The organism is Rhizobium sp. 32-5/1 (assembly GCF_029537235.1).
Classification (GTDB): domain Bacteria; phylum Pseudomonadota; class Alphaproteobacteria; order Rhizobiales; family Rhizobiaceae; genus Pararhizobium.
Genome location: NZ_CP120638.1, coordinates 2,938,763 through 2,955,318 on the forward strand (window position 1 = coordinate 2,938,763; position 16,556 = coordinate 2,955,318).

At 60.0% G+C, this 16,556-nt stretch carries 12 protein-coding genes and 3 pseudogenes; 11 read left to right on the forward strand and 4 right to left on the reverse strand.

Annotated elements, in window-relative coordinates; translation table 11 throughout:
• Positions 1–88: 88 nt before the first annotated feature.
• Positions 89–729, reverse strand: a pseudogene (locus tag P6U16_RS14825) (ThuA domain-containing protein).
• Positions 730–762: 33 nt separating this feature from the next.
• The gene (locus P6U16_RS14830) at positions 763–1,866 is read right to left on the reverse strand and encodes a Gfo/Idh/MocA family oxidoreductase (protein WP_277701196.1); all 1,104 of its coding nucleotides are present in this window, start codon (positions 1,864–1,866) and stop codon (positions 763–765) included.
• Between the two features lie 295 nt (positions 1,867–2,161).
• On the opposite strand from P6U16_RS14830, the gene P6U16_RS14835 reads away from it, so the two are divergent.
• The 4 genes and pseudogenes from P6U16_RS14835 to P6U16_RS14850 all read left to right on the forward strand — a co-directional run bounded on the left by P6U16_RS14835 (position 2,162) and on the right by P6U16_RS14850 (position 7,539).
• Positions 2,162–3,331: a PspA/IM30 family protein gene (locus P6U16_RS14835; protein WP_277701197.1), complete on the forward strand. Its 1,170-nt coding sequence runs from the start codon at positions 2,162–2,164 to the stop codon at positions 3,329–3,331.
• A pseudogene (locus P6U16_RS14840) lies at positions 3,309–3,907 on the forward strand (OB-fold-containig protein). The gene P6U16_RS14835 and the pseudogene P6U16_RS14840 overlap by 23 nt, the downstream one beginning before the upstream one ends.
• Before the next feature lie 42 nt (positions 3,908–3,949).
• Positions 3,950–5,616: pseudogene (locus tag P6U16_RS14845) on the forward strand (flotillin domain-containing protein).
• Positions 5,617–5,823: 207 nt separating this feature from the next.
• Positions 5,824–7,539 carry a GH32 C-terminal domain-containing protein gene (locus P6U16_RS14850; RefSeq protein WP_277701198.1) on the forward strand — a complete coding sequence of 572 codons (1,716 nt, stop codon included), beginning with the start codon at positions 5,824–5,826 and terminating at the stop codon, positions 7,537–7,539.
• Positions 7,540–7,555: 16 nt separating this feature from the next.
• On the opposite strand, the gene P6U16_RS14855 is transcribed toward P6U16_RS14850, so the two are convergent.
• Both P6U16_RS14855 and P6U16_RS14860 read right to left on the reverse strand, forming a co-directional pair.
• A complete protein-coding gene (locus P6U16_RS14855; protein ID WP_277701199.1) occupies positions 7,556–8,305 on the reverse strand; it encodes an HAD-IIB family hydrolase in 750 nt (249 codons plus the stop codon).
• Positions 8,302–9,639 carry a glycosyltransferase family 1 protein gene (locus P6U16_RS14860; protein ID WP_277701200.1) on the reverse strand — a complete coding sequence of 446 codons (1,338 nt, stop codon included), beginning with the start codon at positions 9,637–9,639 and terminating at the stop codon, positions 8,302–8,304. The genes P6U16_RS14855 and P6U16_RS14860 overlap by 4 nt, the downstream gene beginning before the upstream one ends.
• Positions 9,640–10,085: 446 nt before the next feature.
• Here P6U16_RS14860 and P6U16_RS14865 point away from each other — a divergent pair, with 446 nt between their 5' ends.
• From P6U16_RS14865 to P6U16_RS14895, 7 genes are all read left to right on the forward strand, one after another.
• Positions 10,086–10,595: a sigma-70 family RNA polymerase sigma factor gene (locus tag P6U16_RS14865; protein WP_277701201.1), complete on the forward strand. Its 510-nt coding sequence runs from the start codon at positions 10,086–10,088 to the stop codon at positions 10,593–10,595.
• A 157-nt stretch (positions 10,596–10,752) separates the two neighbouring features.
• Positions 10,753–11,346, forward strand: coding sequence for a FecR domain-containing protein (locus P6U16_RS14870; RefSeq protein WP_277701202.1), 594 nt, complete (start codon positions 10,753–10,755; stop codon positions 11,344–11,346).
• A complete protein-coding gene (locus P6U16_RS14875; protein WP_277701203.1) occupies positions 11,336–11,692 on the forward strand; it encodes a hypothetical protein in 357 nt (118 codons plus the stop codon). Before P6U16_RS14870 ends, P6U16_RS14875 begins: the two co-directional genes overlap by 11 nt.
• Positions 11,693–11,935: 243 nt before the next feature.
• A complete protein-coding gene (locus tag P6U16_RS14880; RefSeq protein WP_277701204.1) occupies positions 11,936–14,104 on the forward strand; it encodes a TonB-dependent receptor in 2,169 nt (722 codons plus the stop codon).
• A 77-nt stretch (positions 14,105–14,181) separates the two neighbouring features.
• Positions 14,182–14,472 (forward strand): DUF2218 domain-containing protein, encoded by a 291-nt coding sequence (locus tag P6U16_RS14885; RefSeq protein ID WP_277701205.1) that lies wholly within the window; start codon positions 14,182–14,184, stop codon positions 14,470–14,472.
• A gap of 267 nt (positions 14,473–14,739) precedes the next feature.
• Positions 14,740–16,374 (forward strand): IucA/IucC family protein, encoded by a 1,635-nt coding sequence (locus P6U16_RS14890; RefSeq protein ID WP_349017653.1) that lies wholly within the window; start codon positions 14,740–14,742, stop codon positions 16,372–16,374.
• Complete coding sequence (locus tag P6U16_RS14895) at positions 16,358–16,516, forward strand: hypothetical protein (protein WP_277701207.1); 159 nt, start codon at positions 16,358–16,360, stop codon at positions 16,514–16,516. The genes P6U16_RS14890 and P6U16_RS14895 overlap by 17 nt, the downstream gene beginning before the upstream one ends.
• Positions 16,517–16,556 lie beyond the last annotated feature (40 nt).

Here is a 16,556-nt window from a genome sequence, read left to right on the forward strand (position 1 = left end):
CGGAAAATGTAGACTGTAAAGTCTTATATAGAATATATGTCTACATCGTGCCGGTCGATGGTTTGCCGGCACGATGCGAAGGTTTGCGTCAGCGTGCGGCCCAGCTGGCGCCACGGCGGAAGATTGTCCTCATCTCCGGCACGTCGAATTCCTTCGCCTGGTGGCCGAGGGAGGAATAGAAGACGCGACCTTTGCCGTATTTGCGTTTCCAGACGACCGGCATGACGACGCCATCGATCCAGGAGGCGTGTTCGCCGGTAAAGGTCGTGGTCGCCAGCACCTCATTCGAGGGATCGATATGCATGTAGTATTGCTCTGACGTGTAGGGAAGTCGGCAATGCCCTGCATCACCGGGTCGTCGGGCCGGGTGATGTTGACCCGGTAGTCGATAATGTTGCCTGGATGTGCTACCCACTGGCCGCCGATGATGAACTGGTAATCGACACAGTCGCGGAAACTGTCGCCGGCGCCTCCATGATAGCCGGCGATGCCGACGCCACTCTCAATGGCGGCGGCCAGGTTCTTGATTTCGTCCTTCTCGATCTTCGACATGGTGATGATGGGGACCACCAGCGACAGATCATGCACCGAGGGATCGGCAAAAGCTTCCGTGCCTGCCTCGACGCGGACCTTGAAGCCGTCCTCCTCCAGAATGTCCTTGATAACGGTGGCGCATTCCTCCGGTTCATGGCCGCTCCAGCCGCCCCAGACGATCAGTGCTTCACGCATGGTCTTTCCTCCTGAATTCAATTCGTGTGCCGCTCATCGAGCCAGTCGCCCGTCGATAAGAGACGACGACAGAGCGTCGGGACGCTCCGTTGCCGTCGTGATGGTGATCGTCCGTCCGGTATCGGACGCGGTTTGGAAAGCTTCCATGACCTCAAGCACATGCAGCGCGAGGCTGCCATTTGCCCGGTGCGGGCGGTTCGAGCGGATCGCATGCGCGAGATCCGCAACGCCGATGGAGCGATAGTTGCCGTCGGCGTAGGGCTGCGTCGTTTCCTGCACCTCGAAGGCACCGCCCTTTCTCAGGAGTTCCACCTCGCCACCGAAATTGTTGGGATCCGGCACGATCAGCGTTCCCTCGGTGCCGTAGACTTCCAGCGGAACATGCCTGTGGCCGGCGACGTCGAAGCTCATGCCGATCTGCACCACCGCCCCATTGGCAAAGGCCATGACACCGGCAACATGCGTCGGCACCTGCACGGGGATCCGCTGGCCGTTGCGTGGTTCGCTCGTGATGGTGCGCTCCGTGCGCGGTGTGATCGCAAAGCCGGCAACCTGGGAAACGGGGCCAAACAGGTTGACGAGATCGGTGATGTAATAAGGCCCCATATCGAGCATCGGACCGCCGCCGACCTCATAGTAGAAGTCCGGGTTCGGGTGCCAGCGCTCATGGCCTGGGCACATGAAGGTGGCCGTTCCACCGACCGGCTGGCCGATCACGCCCTGATCGATCAGTTCGCGCGCTGTCTGGTGGCTGCCGCCAAGGAAGGTATCGGGTGCAGCGCCGATGCGCAGGCTTTTGGCCTTTGCCGCCTCTGCCAGTCTTTTGCCTTCGGCAAAATTGATTCCGAGTGGCTTTTCGGAATAGGTATGCTTGCCGGCATCGAGCGCCTGCAGGGCGACAGTCACATGCGCCTTTGGAACGGTGAGATTGACGATGACCTCTATGTCCGGATCGGCGAAAAGTGCCGCAATATCCCTGGCCGTCACGTTGAATTCGGCCGCCCTTGCGGTTGCGAGATCGTCGTTCAAATCGGCAATGCCACGGATGTCGAGGACCGGAAACGAAGCCATCGCCTTCAGATAGGCGCCTGAAATATTCCCGCAACCAATGATGCCGATACCGACTTTTTCATCCATTCCTCCCGGTCATTTTCGAACGGCTGGCTGCTCTCCCGGCAACCGCTGCTGCGCCATGATGGCATCGCGCTTTCAGCCCGTCCATCAGGCAACGGTCCGAATAGAGGTCTATCAAGTATATTCGCGATCGCTGAAAATCTGCCGAGTGTGCGTGCGGGGCAAATGTTCCTGGTCCGGGAGACGCCTCTTCGGAAAGTGCTGCTGGTACGAGTTGCCTCCGTTGACACCCTTCGCAAAAGGAGAATTTCTGATCATTCATCTTGAAAGCACCAAAGAAGTGCTTTATGTTTTCCACATGAAAAAAGACCAAACACCGGCCCATCCGTCCCACCTGCGCTATGAGCTGGCGCTGGATGAATATGGTCTGCAATCCCTGCAAGAGACGTTCAACGCCTATGCGGAGATGATGCGGATCTTGCGGGAGGTTGCAACCCCGCAGGCTGGCGCCAACCTCGTGGCCTTGCACGAACTTGCCTATGAACGCGTGCGTGAACAAACGGGTCTGCCCTCGCGTCTGGTCACGCTCGGGCTTCGCGATTTCGCCAGTCATGGCGGGGTGCTTCCGGTGCCGCCGCGCCTGCCGCTGGACGATAAGCTTTTTGCCATCAAGGGGCCGTCGCTGCTGACGTTGGCGACGGTCCGCGGGCGGGTCACGGCCGGCTTTGATGTTGCCGGCTATTCCAGTGGGTGGGAAGGAGCCTTTCCAGCCAGTCTGGTCGCTTATTCCGATCACTACGAAATCCACATCGGCGTGACGCCCAACACGCCGCGAACACAGGAGCGCAGTGCGATGAACGAAGGAATTCTCTCCCGAATGGGCCGTCTGATCGCAGGCATTGCCAATGCCACGATCGACAAGGCGGAAGACGTCAACAAGGTTGCTGTGGTTGAACAAGCTATCCGGGAGATCGACGCCGCAGCTGATGAGGCGCGTGCCGATCTCGGCAAAGCGCAGGCGCAGGAATATCGCATCCGGAGCCGCCGCGGCGAAATCATCGCGGATATCGCCAGTTTGGGCGAAAAAATCCAGGTTGCGATTTCCGCTAGCCGCGATGATCTGGCAAAGGCCGGTGTCGCCCGGCAGATCGATCTGGAGTCCCAGATCGCAGCCCTCGACAAGGCGCTTGATGATGCGCGCAGCCAGGTCGATGAGGGCCAAAAGGCGCTCCAGGCGGTTTTGGCTACCCGGCGCGAAGCGGAAGAACGGTTGACCGAATTGAAACGCAGTCTGAACCGTTATCCAGACGGCCAAACGTCAGCGCCAAGTCGCCGGGAGCCGACGGATCGATCGGCCCGCGCCAGTGCTACGGTATCGCGCGTGACGGGAGTTCCAGCGGGCGAGCGAAACGGTATAATGGAACTCGACGAGCTTGATCGGCTGCATCGCGAACGGGCCATCGAAGCGAGACTTGCCCTTTTGAAATCGGATGGAAAAGCCCCTGATGAGCCTCCTTCTCGCTCCTGAATCTGCCCCGTTCTTCATAGCCGCCGCGATACTGGTTGCGCTGACCGTTATCGAGGTCATGGCGATGGTGATCGGGTTTTCGTTCAGCGATATGCTCGGCGATCCCATCGACAGTCATGATGGCCTGTCCTGGATTTTCTCCTGGTTCAACGTCGGCGGCGTGCCCATCCTTATCCTGGTTATGCTTTTTCTCGGCATCTTCGCGATCTGCGGTCTGTTGATCCAGATGGCCGCCAGCCAGGTTTACGGGCTCTTGCCGGCCAGCATTGCGGCGACCCTTTCGGTGATCTGCACGATCCCCTGACCCGCCATTCGACCCTCGCGGTTGCGCGCATTGTGCCGCGCGACGAGACCTATGCCGTCGATCTGACCGAACTCGTCGGGCGGACGGGGCAGGTGACGGTCGGCCCTCTCGACCAAGGGCTGCCCGGACAGGTGCAACTGAAGGATGCCCATGGAAACTGGCATACGGTGCGTGCGTGCGCCGCCCGCGGTGAAGCGGCCATCCCTGTCCGTACCATCGTGCTTCTGGTCGATCGCACCAAGAACATCTTTACCGCCATCGTCGCCCCCTGACCTGCAGGCCGCGACCGACAACCCCACAACGGAGCAATGACCATGTTTGAACTCATTTGGCCTGTCGCGATCGGTGTCGTTCTCTTTTTGCCATAGGTTTCGTGATCGCATCTCTCTACACACGCTCCAGCCGCGACGAGGCCTATGTACGCACCGGGTTGGGTGGGCAGAAGGTCGTGCTTGACGGCGGCTCCATCGTCCTGCCGATCTTTCACTCATTCGCCCGGGTGAACCTGAAGACACTGCGCCTTGAAGTTCGCCGCGGCGAGGGGGATGCGCTGATCACCAAGGACCGCATGCGCGTGGATATCGGCGCGGAATTCTACGTTCGTGTGAAGCCGGACGCATCTTCGATCGCGCTTGCGGCCCAGACGCTCGGCGACCGGACCAATGATGCCGAGCAGTTGCGTGTCCTGATCGAGGCGAAATTCGTCGATGGCCTGCGGTCTGTCGCGGCCACCATGACGCTCGACGCGTTGCAGGAACAGCGCATGGATTTCGTGAAAGCGGTTCAGGAAGCGGTCGGTGCCGACCTTCAGTCGAACGGCCTGGAACTGGAATCAGTCTCGTTGACACGTCTCGACCAGACGGACATCAAGCACTTCAACGCCAACAACTTCTTCGACGCCCATGGTCTGGCAGCCCTGACGCGCATCACCGAAGGCCGCAAGAAGGAGCGCAACGAAATCGTCCGCGATACCGAAGTGGCCATCGCCCAGAAAGACCTTGAGGCGCGCCAGCTAACGCTGTCGATAGACCGGACGAAACGCGAGGCGGAACTGAGCCAGGAGCGCGACATCGCCAACAAGTCGGCCGCCACCCGAGCCGAAACGGCGCAGCAGGAACAGGCGGCCAAGCGCGCCGAGGAGGAAGCCCGCATCGACTCGCAGCAGGCGATCGCCGAGCGTGAGGCACTGGCCAAGCAGGCTCGCGAAAGTGCCAATATCGACGCTGCCCGCGCCGTTCAGCAACGCGACACCGAGGCCAAGCGCGACCTGCAAATCGTGGCACAGGAAAGTGCCATCGCTGTTGCCAACAAGAGCCGCGAAGAATCGGAAGCCAAGGCGCAAGCCGAAAATGCACGCGCCCTGGCGATTGCGGCTGAAGAAAAGGTCGGCACTGCAAAGGCGGTGGAAATCGCCGAACGCGAACGCCAGATCGCCGTCATCGATGCGCGCAAGAGGGCCGAAACCGAGGCGACCGCTGTCACCGTCGGTGCCGAAGCGGAAAAGCAAGCGGCGACCGACCAGGCCGATGCCATCAAGACGCTGGCCACGGCCGAGGCCGATGCGGCAATCATCCGGGCGAAAGGCATTCTGGAGACCGGCAAGGCGCAGGCGGAGAGCGAAGCTTTGCTCAACGAGGCGCGCAACCGTCTGAGTGCCGCAATCATCGAGTTCGAAATCACCCGCGAGCGCATCCGCATCATCCCGGCGGCCCTAGCCGAAGCCGTCAAGCCGATCGAGAAGATCTCGGATATCCGCATCTTCGACACCGGCGGCATGCTTGGCCGCGGCGGTGCTGGTGGCGCGTCCGGCGGCGGTATCGGCATGGGCGAGGGACTGGCCGGCCAGCTTCTGGCCTATCAGGCGAATAAGCCGATCCTTGACCGGTTGATGAAAGAAGCCGGTTTCGACGGCGACAATGCGATCAATTCGCTGATGTCCGGTCTCGATACACCCAAGAAGGACGATGACGAAAAAGCATGACGCTTCGTCTCGGAGCACTCTGACGTGGGGCCCCTTTTTGCCCGGAAGCTATTGTTGAAATCACCGGGGAGGGAGCCATATCCCTCCCCGGTGCCGTTTGGACCGTAGGTCAGCACGGATGTGCCTTATTCTCGTGGTCTTAATGGTGCCTGCAGCGTTTGAATGACCTGTTGAGCAGCGTGATATTTCTTAGACGAGGTGACCATTATGGACCAGACGGCAACAACCACCGAAGCGTCCCCCACACTTCGCACATTGACCGTCGAACTGCCCGTCAATGCGACCCTGCATATCTGGCTGAAAGCGGTGGCCGACGGCCGGCAGGGCTCCCTGTCCTTCACCAGCGCCCGTGGCAAGTTCGGCGAGGTGCTCGTTACCAATGCCGAGGAAAACGAGTTTCGTATATTTCATGTCTTCGGCGGTGGGCCGATCGAACTCAGCTATGACATCGCGGAGACCTCCGTGTCCGTCGCCTACTGGTTCACGCTGGCAGATGTTCTGGAAACCGGCATCACCGTCATCCACACCAATCCCGTCAATGCGCCACCGGACTTGCCGGGTGGTTACCACTTTCGCCCGCCTTTCGGCTGGATGAACGACCCGAACGGTTTCGGCCGTTTCGGCGGGCGCCCGCACCTGTTCTACCAGCATTACTCCCACGGACTGCGCTGGAACACCATGCACTGGGGCCATGCGGTTTCTTCGGATTATCTGCGCTGGCGGCATCTGCCGATCTTCCTGTTTCCGTCCGAAGACCTGACGGCGCGGCCAGACAAGCGCGGCGGAGCTTTCTCCGGCTCGGCGATCCCACTGCCCGACGGCCCTGGCATCCGTGTCTTTTTCACCGAACAGGTGCAGGATCGCCAGCCGGAGCAGCAGATCCAGCTGACCGCGACATCCGGTGACCTGATCATGGCGGGCCAGGCGGACGTGATCCTTCCCCATCGCCCCGAGAATCAGGGGCTGACCCTCGATTTCCGCGATCCCTACGTCTTCAAAGGGCCGGACGGGTTATGGAAGATGCTGCTCGGCAGCCAGAGCGACGAGGGCGGGGTCATTCTGCTGTATGAAACCAGGGACCACACGTCAGCAGGCGGCTGGACCTACATAGACAAGCTGTCCGTCGAGAAACGTTACAAGACGACGGCCACCGAATGCCCCTGCATGCTGCCACTTGATGGGCCGGCCACCGATCCGAAGACGCGATGGGTGCTGATCTACGGCCTCATGACCAGCGAAGATCCGGCGACGCGACGGAAAAACCTGACAATGGCGGCAGTCGGCTGGTTCGATGGACGCAGCTTCGTCAAGGAATATGAACAGGAACTCGATTTTGGTACGGACAATTACGCCTTCCAGGCTTTCATGGATGGCGATACGGCGATTGGTATCGGCTGGCTTGCCAATTGGGCCGATGCTGGACCGACGATCGATTTTCCGACGGCCATGACCCTGCCACGCCGCATCCTGCTGTCGAACGGGGTCCTGTGCACGCCGCCGATCGGCCCGGCGGAAAGTCTGCGCGGCCACATGCTCGACCGAACGCGTCTGGCCGCAGGACAGGCGGTGAAGCTGGAGACTGGCGCCGCCGAAATTCTCTTCGAACTCACTGAGCCGGGGACGTATTTCGAGCTGGAGCTGGATCATCCCGGCGTGCAACTCGGCGTCTGCGTCGACGAGCAGGGTCTGTGGATTCGTCATGACGTGGAAGGGGTCGGACCTTGGCCCGACTACGTTGCCCGCGGTGCACGTCCGAAAAAGCTGCGGATCTTTCTCGATTATGGCTCTATCGAGGTCTTTGCCGATGACGGCCGCTGGGTTGGCACAAAGCGCATCGACGGTTTCGCGCCTATCCAGTCCGCCAAGCTAAAGGCTCCGTCCGGTAGCGTTGCCAACGCTACGATGTGGGCGCTCAGATTGTAAGTATTATCTTACTGATTTAAGACGCGTCGATGATATTCCAATGCTGGAAGCCTTCCAGGACGCCATCGGCGATCCGCTGTTGCGCGACATAGATGTTCGGCCGCTCCGAGGCGAGAGCCTGAAGCTCCGGCAGTGCATTGCCGACGACGATCCCGCGCACGTCATCCAGCAGAAACATGCTGGAATCATTGCCGGTGTCGCCGGCGACCACGACCTCGTCGAGCCCGATGTCCATTCGCCGACAAAGCCAGCGCAATGCCGCGCCCTTGTCGGTCCCTGCGGGCAGGATGTCGAGGTCGCGAGCGCTGGAATAGACGACGCGGACATTCTGGCCGGCCTGTTGCAGGTCCTGCTCGATGCGGGCAATCGTTTCGGTCGATGCGTCGTGGAGATACCAGCTCGATTTATGGGCGTGCTGGAACCGGTCAGGCTGCAAGCTGGCGGCGCCCGTTTTTTCCAGGACCGCGCGGATGCTCCGGTTCTCAAACGGTTGCCCGAGAGATGCCGTATAGAGTGCCCCCTCGTCCGCTTCCCCGATGTTCGAAAGCATTGTGCCGACCCCGCCGATGAGGATATCGGCGGTCGGTAGCGCCGTCTGCGGCAGGAACTCCTGCATGTCCTCGATCAACCGGCCGCTGTTGTAGACCAGGATCGGTCGGGTAGCAGGATCAAGCTTATCCCAGGCATCCGCAAAACGTTCTTCCGCCTCACTGTTGCCTGCCAATGTCCCGTCAAGATCGGATGAAAACAGCCGGACCGGTTTCAATCTCCGTCGTTCCATGGTTCCGCCCATTCCTTGTCATCCAGCGCCTGCAGCATCGGTCGCCCTTCGACAACAGCGATGATCTGCTGTGCAATTCCTGTCCACGTGAATAGGCTGCGGGCCTTGTGCGCACCCATGCGCGACAGGCGTCCATAAAGCCGTTCGTGTTTCAGCGGTTTCATCATGGTGATGCCGAGGTCATACTTGTCGAACGGATCGGCAAAGAGCGCATGGCGTCCGTAGCTGACTGCACGGTAGAGGCCGCCGTGGACGGTGATGATCGTCGGCGTGCCGCTTGCCATAGCCTCGATCGCCGTCATGCCAAAGGGCTCGTAGCGGCTCGACAGGACGAAGAGATCGGCAGCGCGATAGTAGTCGGGCAGGTCGTCGTCTGCGACGAAACCGGAAAAGTCGATCCGGTCTTCCAGGTTCAAATCGGCGGCCCTGGCCTTCAACTCGTCAAGGATGGTCTTTTCGAAGTCATCCATGTTCTCGCCGCCCACGGCCAGCAACAGGCGTGCCTCCGGTTCGCGCTCCGCCAGCACGCCGAAGGCGTCGATCAGGAGATCGTAGCCCTTGTTCGTTGCCAGTCGCCCGAGCGCAAGCACGACCTTGCCCTCGAAACCAAGCCGCTGGCGGGCCATTTCGCGGGAGGCGGACGAAACCGGAAAGAACCGGTTGTCGTCATAGCCTGGCGGCACCATGTGCACCCGGCTCTTGGCCAGTCCGTAGTCGTCCACCAGCACGTCGAGTTGCACCGGGGTCGTGGCGATGACGATGTCGCAGCTTCGGTAGATGATCAGTTCATGCTTGATGCGTTCGGAAAAATTGAATTCCGCCTCGAACGTATCCGCCTTTTCCGGGTAGTCGGTTTCCATCTGCCGCTTCTTCCAGAGGCCGAGCGAATGCGGCGTGTGAATATGCGGCACGGACAGGGCTTCCGATAGGCGCTGGCCGGCAACGCCGGCGTCCCAGTAATGGCTGTTGATGAAGGTGTAGTTGAGATCGTTGCGCTTGATGAAGCGCAGCGCATTTTCGCACCATTCCATCAGCGAGCGATGCAGATATTCCTTCGGAATGAAATCGGGGCCGCCGCAGGGAATGCGGATCACCCGAACCCGATCATCTACTGCGTCGAATTCCGGCTGATCCTCGAAGCGCCGGGTATAAACATCAACGGTATAGCCAAGCTGGGCAAATTTGCGCGCGAGTTCGATGACGTAGACGACCTGCCCGCCGGTATCGGCGGCGCCCAGCGGCGGTATCGCGGCAACATAGCCATGGGTGGAGATCAGCGCGATGCGTGGAAAACGCCCCGGATCTGCGGAAGTACTCATATCTTCAGTTCCTTGAATCAACCGGGATTTTGAAGGCCCGGTAGAATTTTGCGGAGAAGCCATTTCGGCGAAACTCTGTTCCAGAGTTAGGGCGGGGACATTGATCGTCCAGAAAATTTGCGGCAGGTGCAGAAAATTTGACTTTTCAGCCGATGCAGGTGCCGCTGAAAAAGCGAGCAAGCAGCCGGATCCGGTCGATATTATCCTTCGAAATCGCTGAAGGATAAAACGTCATTTAAAGATGATAAAAAGAGACAAGTTTCTGAAGCCTTGTGTTATAGGTCCCCAGCGTCCCGTTTTGGAAGATGGAGATATGGGCGCAGATGCCGGCATCTCCCTTGGATATCCAGGCAGGATTGGCAACCGAAGCCGAAAGGAATGCGGCAATGACAAAAGCTGTGCAGTCGGCTTTCGAAAATTCGCTTTCGTGACTGGAGTTGTAGGTCATGGCAGACGCCGAAATCCGTACCAGTCTCTATATTGAGAACCGCAAGGCGCTGATCGAATACGCGACACGCATTCTTGGGTCCCGCGAAACGGCTGAGGATGTCGTGCAGGAAGCGTTTCTGCGTTTTGCGCCAGCCAATACGAGTTTCGGTTCTGCAAAGCAGACGGTTGGCTATCTCTACCGGATTGTCCGCAATCTGGCTTTCGACGCCTTGAAGCGGCGCAAGGTGGAGGCGCGGGAGCAGAATGGAGATCCGCCCTTCTGGTCGATCCCCGGCGAGGAACGCACCCCCGAACAGACATTGCTTTTGAGCGACGAACTCCGGCAGATTTCGCTGGTCCTTTCCGAATTGCCCATTGATGTGCGCATCGCACTCGAAATGCACCGCTTCGGCGATTACACATTGGATGAAATTGCCGAACGGCTGGACATATCCGTTGCGACCGCACACCGGCATGTCCGCACGGCCATGATGCGGATCGCTGCACGGCTGACGGTGGATCCATAAAGGACGGCGGTTTCGTGAAAAAAACCGCGGACCGATCGTCTTTGTCATAGAACGGATAATTCGGCGGGAAATGTGCCACGTGGCATGAAAATTGGGCCGATGCAGGTGTAATTTGAGCCGAGAAAACGAAATCCCTGTCGCCACACTGGAAGAAGCCATGGACTGGTTTCTGCAGCTGAAGGCAAAGCCGAACTGTCCGGACAGCGACGGCGAATTCCAGAGCTGGATGGGTCGCTCGCCGGTGCATCAGCGCGCCTGGGACCACGCATTGAAAACCTGGCAATTGATGGGCGAGGTGGCACCGGTCCACCAGCATCTCTGGCCCGCGGACCTGCCGGTCATGGGACACGTGCCCATACGCCGGCGCAGGCTGCTGCGGGCAGGTGGGGTCGCCGCCGTGCTTGCGGCTGGCCTGATGGCCGTGCTCGCAGCGCCGTCGCTGCTGGTCTGGTGGCAGGCGGATTATATGACCCGCACGGCGGAAAGCCGGATTGTCACGCTCGAAGATGGGACCATTGTTCACCTGGGCGGCGACAGCGCGATCCGAACGGATATTTCACAGACCGGACGGAACGTCACGCTTTTGGCGGGCGAGGCATTCTTCGAGGTTGCGCATGATGCCGCCTTGCCTTTCTCGGTCGATGCCGGCGGCGTCAAGGTCATGGTTCTCGGAACGGTCTTCGATGTCCAGCTTGCCGGTGGCGAGATCGACAGTGGAACTGGCGCAGGGGCGCGTGGCCGTGTCCTATAACACCACTGAGCGAAAGGAGAATTTCGAACTTTCGCCCGGTGAGATGGCTGTCGTCGATCATGCAAGCGGCGCCGTTGCGCGTGATACGATTGCGCCGGAGGATATTGCCGCCTGGCGGCACGGGCGGATGTTCGTCAATGACGTGACGATCGGTGACGTTGTCGAGCGACTGCAGCGATATCACCGGGCATGGATCAGCGTTCCGGACCCGAGGCTGGCGGCGCGCCGCGTGACCGGTCTTTACGATCTGACCGATCCGGATCGTGCCCTGCAGGCGCTTGTCCAGCCCTATGGCGGCAGGCTGCGAAAGGTGACGGATTACGGCCGCGTGCTGACGCAGTTTTAAGCGGAGAAAAAACTCAAGAAAATATGAATTCGGATGAAAAAATCCGGAGCGGGTCGTCTTTGGTCGGAAGCGCATGCCTGGGGGCTATGTGCCTGCAACAGAGACGGGGGTAAAATGATTTCGCCGCGATGCCGTACAGGTAGTGTTTTTCTTAGGTCGACCAGGGCCCGCAGCATTGCGTTGCGCCTTCTCGCCACAACGGCAATTGTCGGATTTTCGTCGCTTTCTTTGGGCGCGGTGCAGATGGCCGCTGCACAGGACACCACGTCCGGCGTCAGTGCCAGCCGTGATTTCGACATCCCGGCGCAATCCCTGGCAGGCGCTCTCAACGCCTTCGGTCGTCAATCCGGGCTTCAGGTGACGCTTGCTGCCGAGACGTCGCGCGGTGTCCGTTCCAGTGCGGTCAGTGGCTCCCTTCCGCCGGCCCAGGCGCTCTCGCGGCTTCTTTCCGGCACGGGAATTTCCTACGAAATCTCGGGCGGCACGGCCGTTATCGGATCGTCCGACGCTGAATCTGTCGTGGATACCGGCCACGTGAGTGCTGACGGTGCGACCGTCCTGGAGCAGATCACCGTCTATGGCAGTGGCCAAGGCAGCCCGGGTGAAGTCGTGATTTCTGCGGAGGATCTGGAGCAGAAGAAGCCGGCGAGCATTGCCGATGTCTTTAAGGGCGAGCCCGGTATCTCGGTCGGCAGTTCGTTGCCGATGTCGCAGAAGGTCTACGTACACGGCATCGAGGAAACGAGCCTTGCCGTGACCATGGACGGCAGCCGCCAGAACAACAAGATCTTTCACCACAGCGGCACGAACCTCATCGATCCGGGTCTGCTAAAGAGCGTCGGCGTCGATGCTGGCGTAGCGCCGGCCGATGCCGGCCCAGGCGCGCTGGGTGGTGCCATTGCCTACGAGACCAAGGATGCGCGCGACCTGCTCGACGGCGATGGCTTCGGCGGCTTTGTCACCTCCAACTACAATTTCAACAGCGACACCGTAACGACCGGACTTTCGGCCTATGGTATGCAGGACGGGCTGGAGTTTCTGGGCTATTTCAACTTCGGAAACGGCGACAATTTTACGGCCGGCAATGGCGATGAAGTCGGCGGTACGAGCACCGATCTGCTGAGCGGCCTTGGCAAGCTTGCCTACGAATTCGACAGTGGCGACCGCGTCGAAATCAGCCACGAACAGATCCGCGACCACGCGCCCAGGCCATTCCGCGCGAATATCGGCGCCATTGCAGGACGTCCGGCAGAGCCGCGCGAATACAAGCTCGATCGGCAAAATACTGTCTTTACCTACACGGACAGCACGCCGGAAGGCTGGTGGGACCCGACACTTCTGCTTGCCTACAGCAAGGCCCAACTGGAAGTTCCGATCATTCCGCGCGTCGGTCCCAGCTATCCCGGCACGGGCACGACGGACAGCCTGAACGGCAAGTTTGAAAACAAGTTTTCCTTCGACATCGGGCATATTGTTGCCGGTGTCGATTTCTACGACGATGAGGCGGAATACGAGGATCCCTTCGATCCTGGCAAGGAGAAGTCGCGCAATCTCGGCATTTATGCGCAGGCGCGCATCGAGCCGTTCGACAGGACGCGACTTTCCTTCGGTGCGCGCGGTGATACCCAGAAATTCACCGGCACGACCGGCGAAGAATGGAGCAATTCCGGCTTCAGCGGCAATATTTCCGGCGAATACGACCTGATCGAGGATCTGCTGGTCGCAAAAGTCGGCTATTCGCATGTCTGGGCAGGAATACCTCTTGCCGAAAACTTCATCTTGAACCCCGGCTGGAATTACGGATCTGGGCCAAAGCCTGTCACGGCCGACAACTACATTGTCGGGCTTGAGGCCAACCACAACGGATTCACCCTGGAAGGCAGCCTGTTCCAGACCGATCTCGATGATGCTCGCACGCCCCGCTACGGCGTCCTGCTCGGCGTCGATGCCCATGATGTCCGTTCGCGCGGCTTCGAAATCGGCGGCGGCTATAACTGGGGCGATGGTTATTTCAAAGTGAAATACGCCAACATCGACGTCGAGATTGACGGCCAGCCGGCCGATTCCGACCTCGGCACCTATCTCGCCACGCCCGCCGGACAAATTATCACCCTGCAGGCGGTGCATACCTTGACCGACTGGGGCGTGACCTTCGGCGCCGATGCGGAAATCGCGCTCGACTATGATGATGTCGCTGTCGGTAACCAGCCTTTAGAGGGCTACGAGGTCGTCAACGCCTATGTCGAATACGTGCCGCCCACGCACAAGAACCTGACATTCCGGGCAGAGTTGAAGAACATCTTCGATGAGACCTATGCGGACCGGGCAACCTATGGCCAGGAATTCGGAACGGTGACGCCGCTTTACGAATCCGGCCGTGCCTTCATCCTGACGGCCAAAGCCACGTTCTGATTGGCGAAGGCAAGAGACGACCACCGGTGCGGGAGAGTTTCCCGCACCTATCATTGCGAAGATCACGGGAGTTCCTGATGCTGGAAGCAACGACGCGTTTCCCGACGGAAAATGGCCAAAAGTACCTGACCCAGTTGTGCAAGCATTTTGCGCACAAGATCGAAGTGGAGCAGGTCGATGCGCGCGGGGAACTCCGGTTCTCCTGTGGAACCGGCTATCTCGAAGCCGAACCGGACGCGCTGAAAATCCGGGTGGAATCGCCGAACGCCGCACAACTGATGGACACGAAATCGGTGGTCGAGAGCCACCTGCTGCGGTTTGCCTTCAGGGAACCGTCCGGTCCGCTGCAATGGCATTCTGCCGATTGATCAGAGGATTGCCGGCGCGTGACGCCCGGCTTGAAAACAGAATTCAAGGCGGCCTTCCTAACGAGGGGGTTAGCCATGGCGCGATGATGCAATCGTGTGCCGAGGATGGACATGACACAATCGTCTAGGCAAGCAGCGGAAAAGACGACGTTCCAGAGTTTTGCAAACTGCTATTTGCGGGAGGTAAATTCCGGGGCGTTCGTTCGACATAGAGCAGTCAACGGACCGGCTGCCGATTGCGTCGAGTGGTCATTGCCGGGCCAGCATATGTTCCTTAGGGCGGAGGTGGTTTCGCGCTCGATTTGCGGTCCGCACCAGTTCGGTCGGGTCTGGAGCCGTGGCGCATCGGACCCGGTCTGGCGGCAGGTCGAGTTGCTCTCGGCCCTTCATTGCCTCGTGCACGAGTCCTATCGCCACATCGAGGACGGTCGGGCAGAGCAGATGCGCGGCTTCGAGCTCGAATTGCTGATGCGTGTTCTGGACAGCTATCAGCAGACGGCGCTCTATCTCGACAAGGCCCGCGAACGGCCAGTGGAAAACGATCATTTCATCGAGGCGGAGCAGTCCTTGGTCTTCGGGCACTGGCTGCATCCCACGCCAAAGAGCCGGCAGGGCATGACCTTCTGGCAACAGGAAAGCTACGCTCCGGAATTACATGGCCAGTTCAAGCTGCATTATTTCGCAGCCCGGATGGATCACGTCCGCCACGATTCCGCCAGAGCCATGACGGCGCCGGACATGGTGGCGGCAATCGCAGGCAAAGACGGCGATGGGCCGGTGGTCCGCACAGGGGAATATTTGCTTCCCATGCACCCGCTGCAGGCGGAGGCTCTGCTGCTGGATCCGGACATTCAGGCGCTGCAGCGCGACGGTGTCCTGCGCCATCTCGGCCCGGCCGGGCCGCTTTTTACCGCAACGTCCTCTGTGCGCACCGTCTACGGCGCCGAGCAGGAGTGGATGCTGAAATTTTCCCTTCCGGTACGCATCACCAATTCCGTGCGGCTCAACCGTAGGCACGAACTCGATGCGGGCGTCGCCATGGCAAAACTCGTCGACAGGATCGGTTTTGCCAAGCGGTCGACGCATTTCCGCATCATCCAGGATCCTGCCTTTATGACGCTTGATCTGCCCGGCCGTGCCGAAAGCGGTTTCGAGATGATCCTGCGTGAGAACCCGTTTTCCGGTCAGCGCGGCTCCGGTGTCGTGACCATGGCGGCGCTGACCGCTGACCCAATGCCGGGTGAAGCATCCAGGCTCATGCGATTGATCGCCCACCTCGCCAAGGCCGGCGGGCAGTCCATCCAGACGGTCAGCCTCGATTGGTTCCAACGCTATCTTGAGTGCGCCGTGGAGCCGCTGATCCGCTTTTTCGACGATTTCGGCGTGGCGCTCGAAGCCCACCAGCAGAACAGCCTCATCGATATCTCCGGCGGATATCCGCGCTTCAGCTATTACCGCGACAATCAGGGCTTTTACCTTTCCGAGCGCTATCGCAGCCTGCTTGCGGCGCATGTGCCGGAGACGGAAAACATCGCCTCGCTCTATTTCGCCGAAAGCGAAATTCGCGATCGCTTCTGCTACTACCTCATCGTCAACCAGGTCTTCTCCGTCATCAGCCGTATGGGTCATGACGGGCTCTGCGAAGAAGGCGCGCTGTTGTGCTTGCTACGCTCGCATCTGGAGCAATGCGCGCTTGGCATGTCGGGGGCGGGGCGGGATTTTGCCCGCCATGTTCTGGATCAGCCGACCATCACCTCCAAGGCCAATCTGACAACGCGGTTGTTCGATGTTGACGAGCTGCAGTCCGCGGTAGGTGCCAGCCTCTATCGACAGATACCGAACCCGCTGCGCGGCCCTTCCGTGCTGGCCATGACGAGGACGAGCCATGCCATTGCCTCATGAACTTCCGCAGCGACCAGACGAACGGGTGCTGCGCCAGCTGGTAGCGGCGCTGATTTTCGAGGGCATCGTTCCAGTGCGGCAAAGCGCCGGCGAAGGAGATATCGTGTTCGACTGGCCGCAAGGGCAGGGGAGATGCAGGTAGACTTCCGCTGCAGGGGCAGCATCGGTGCGTTTGGACGTCC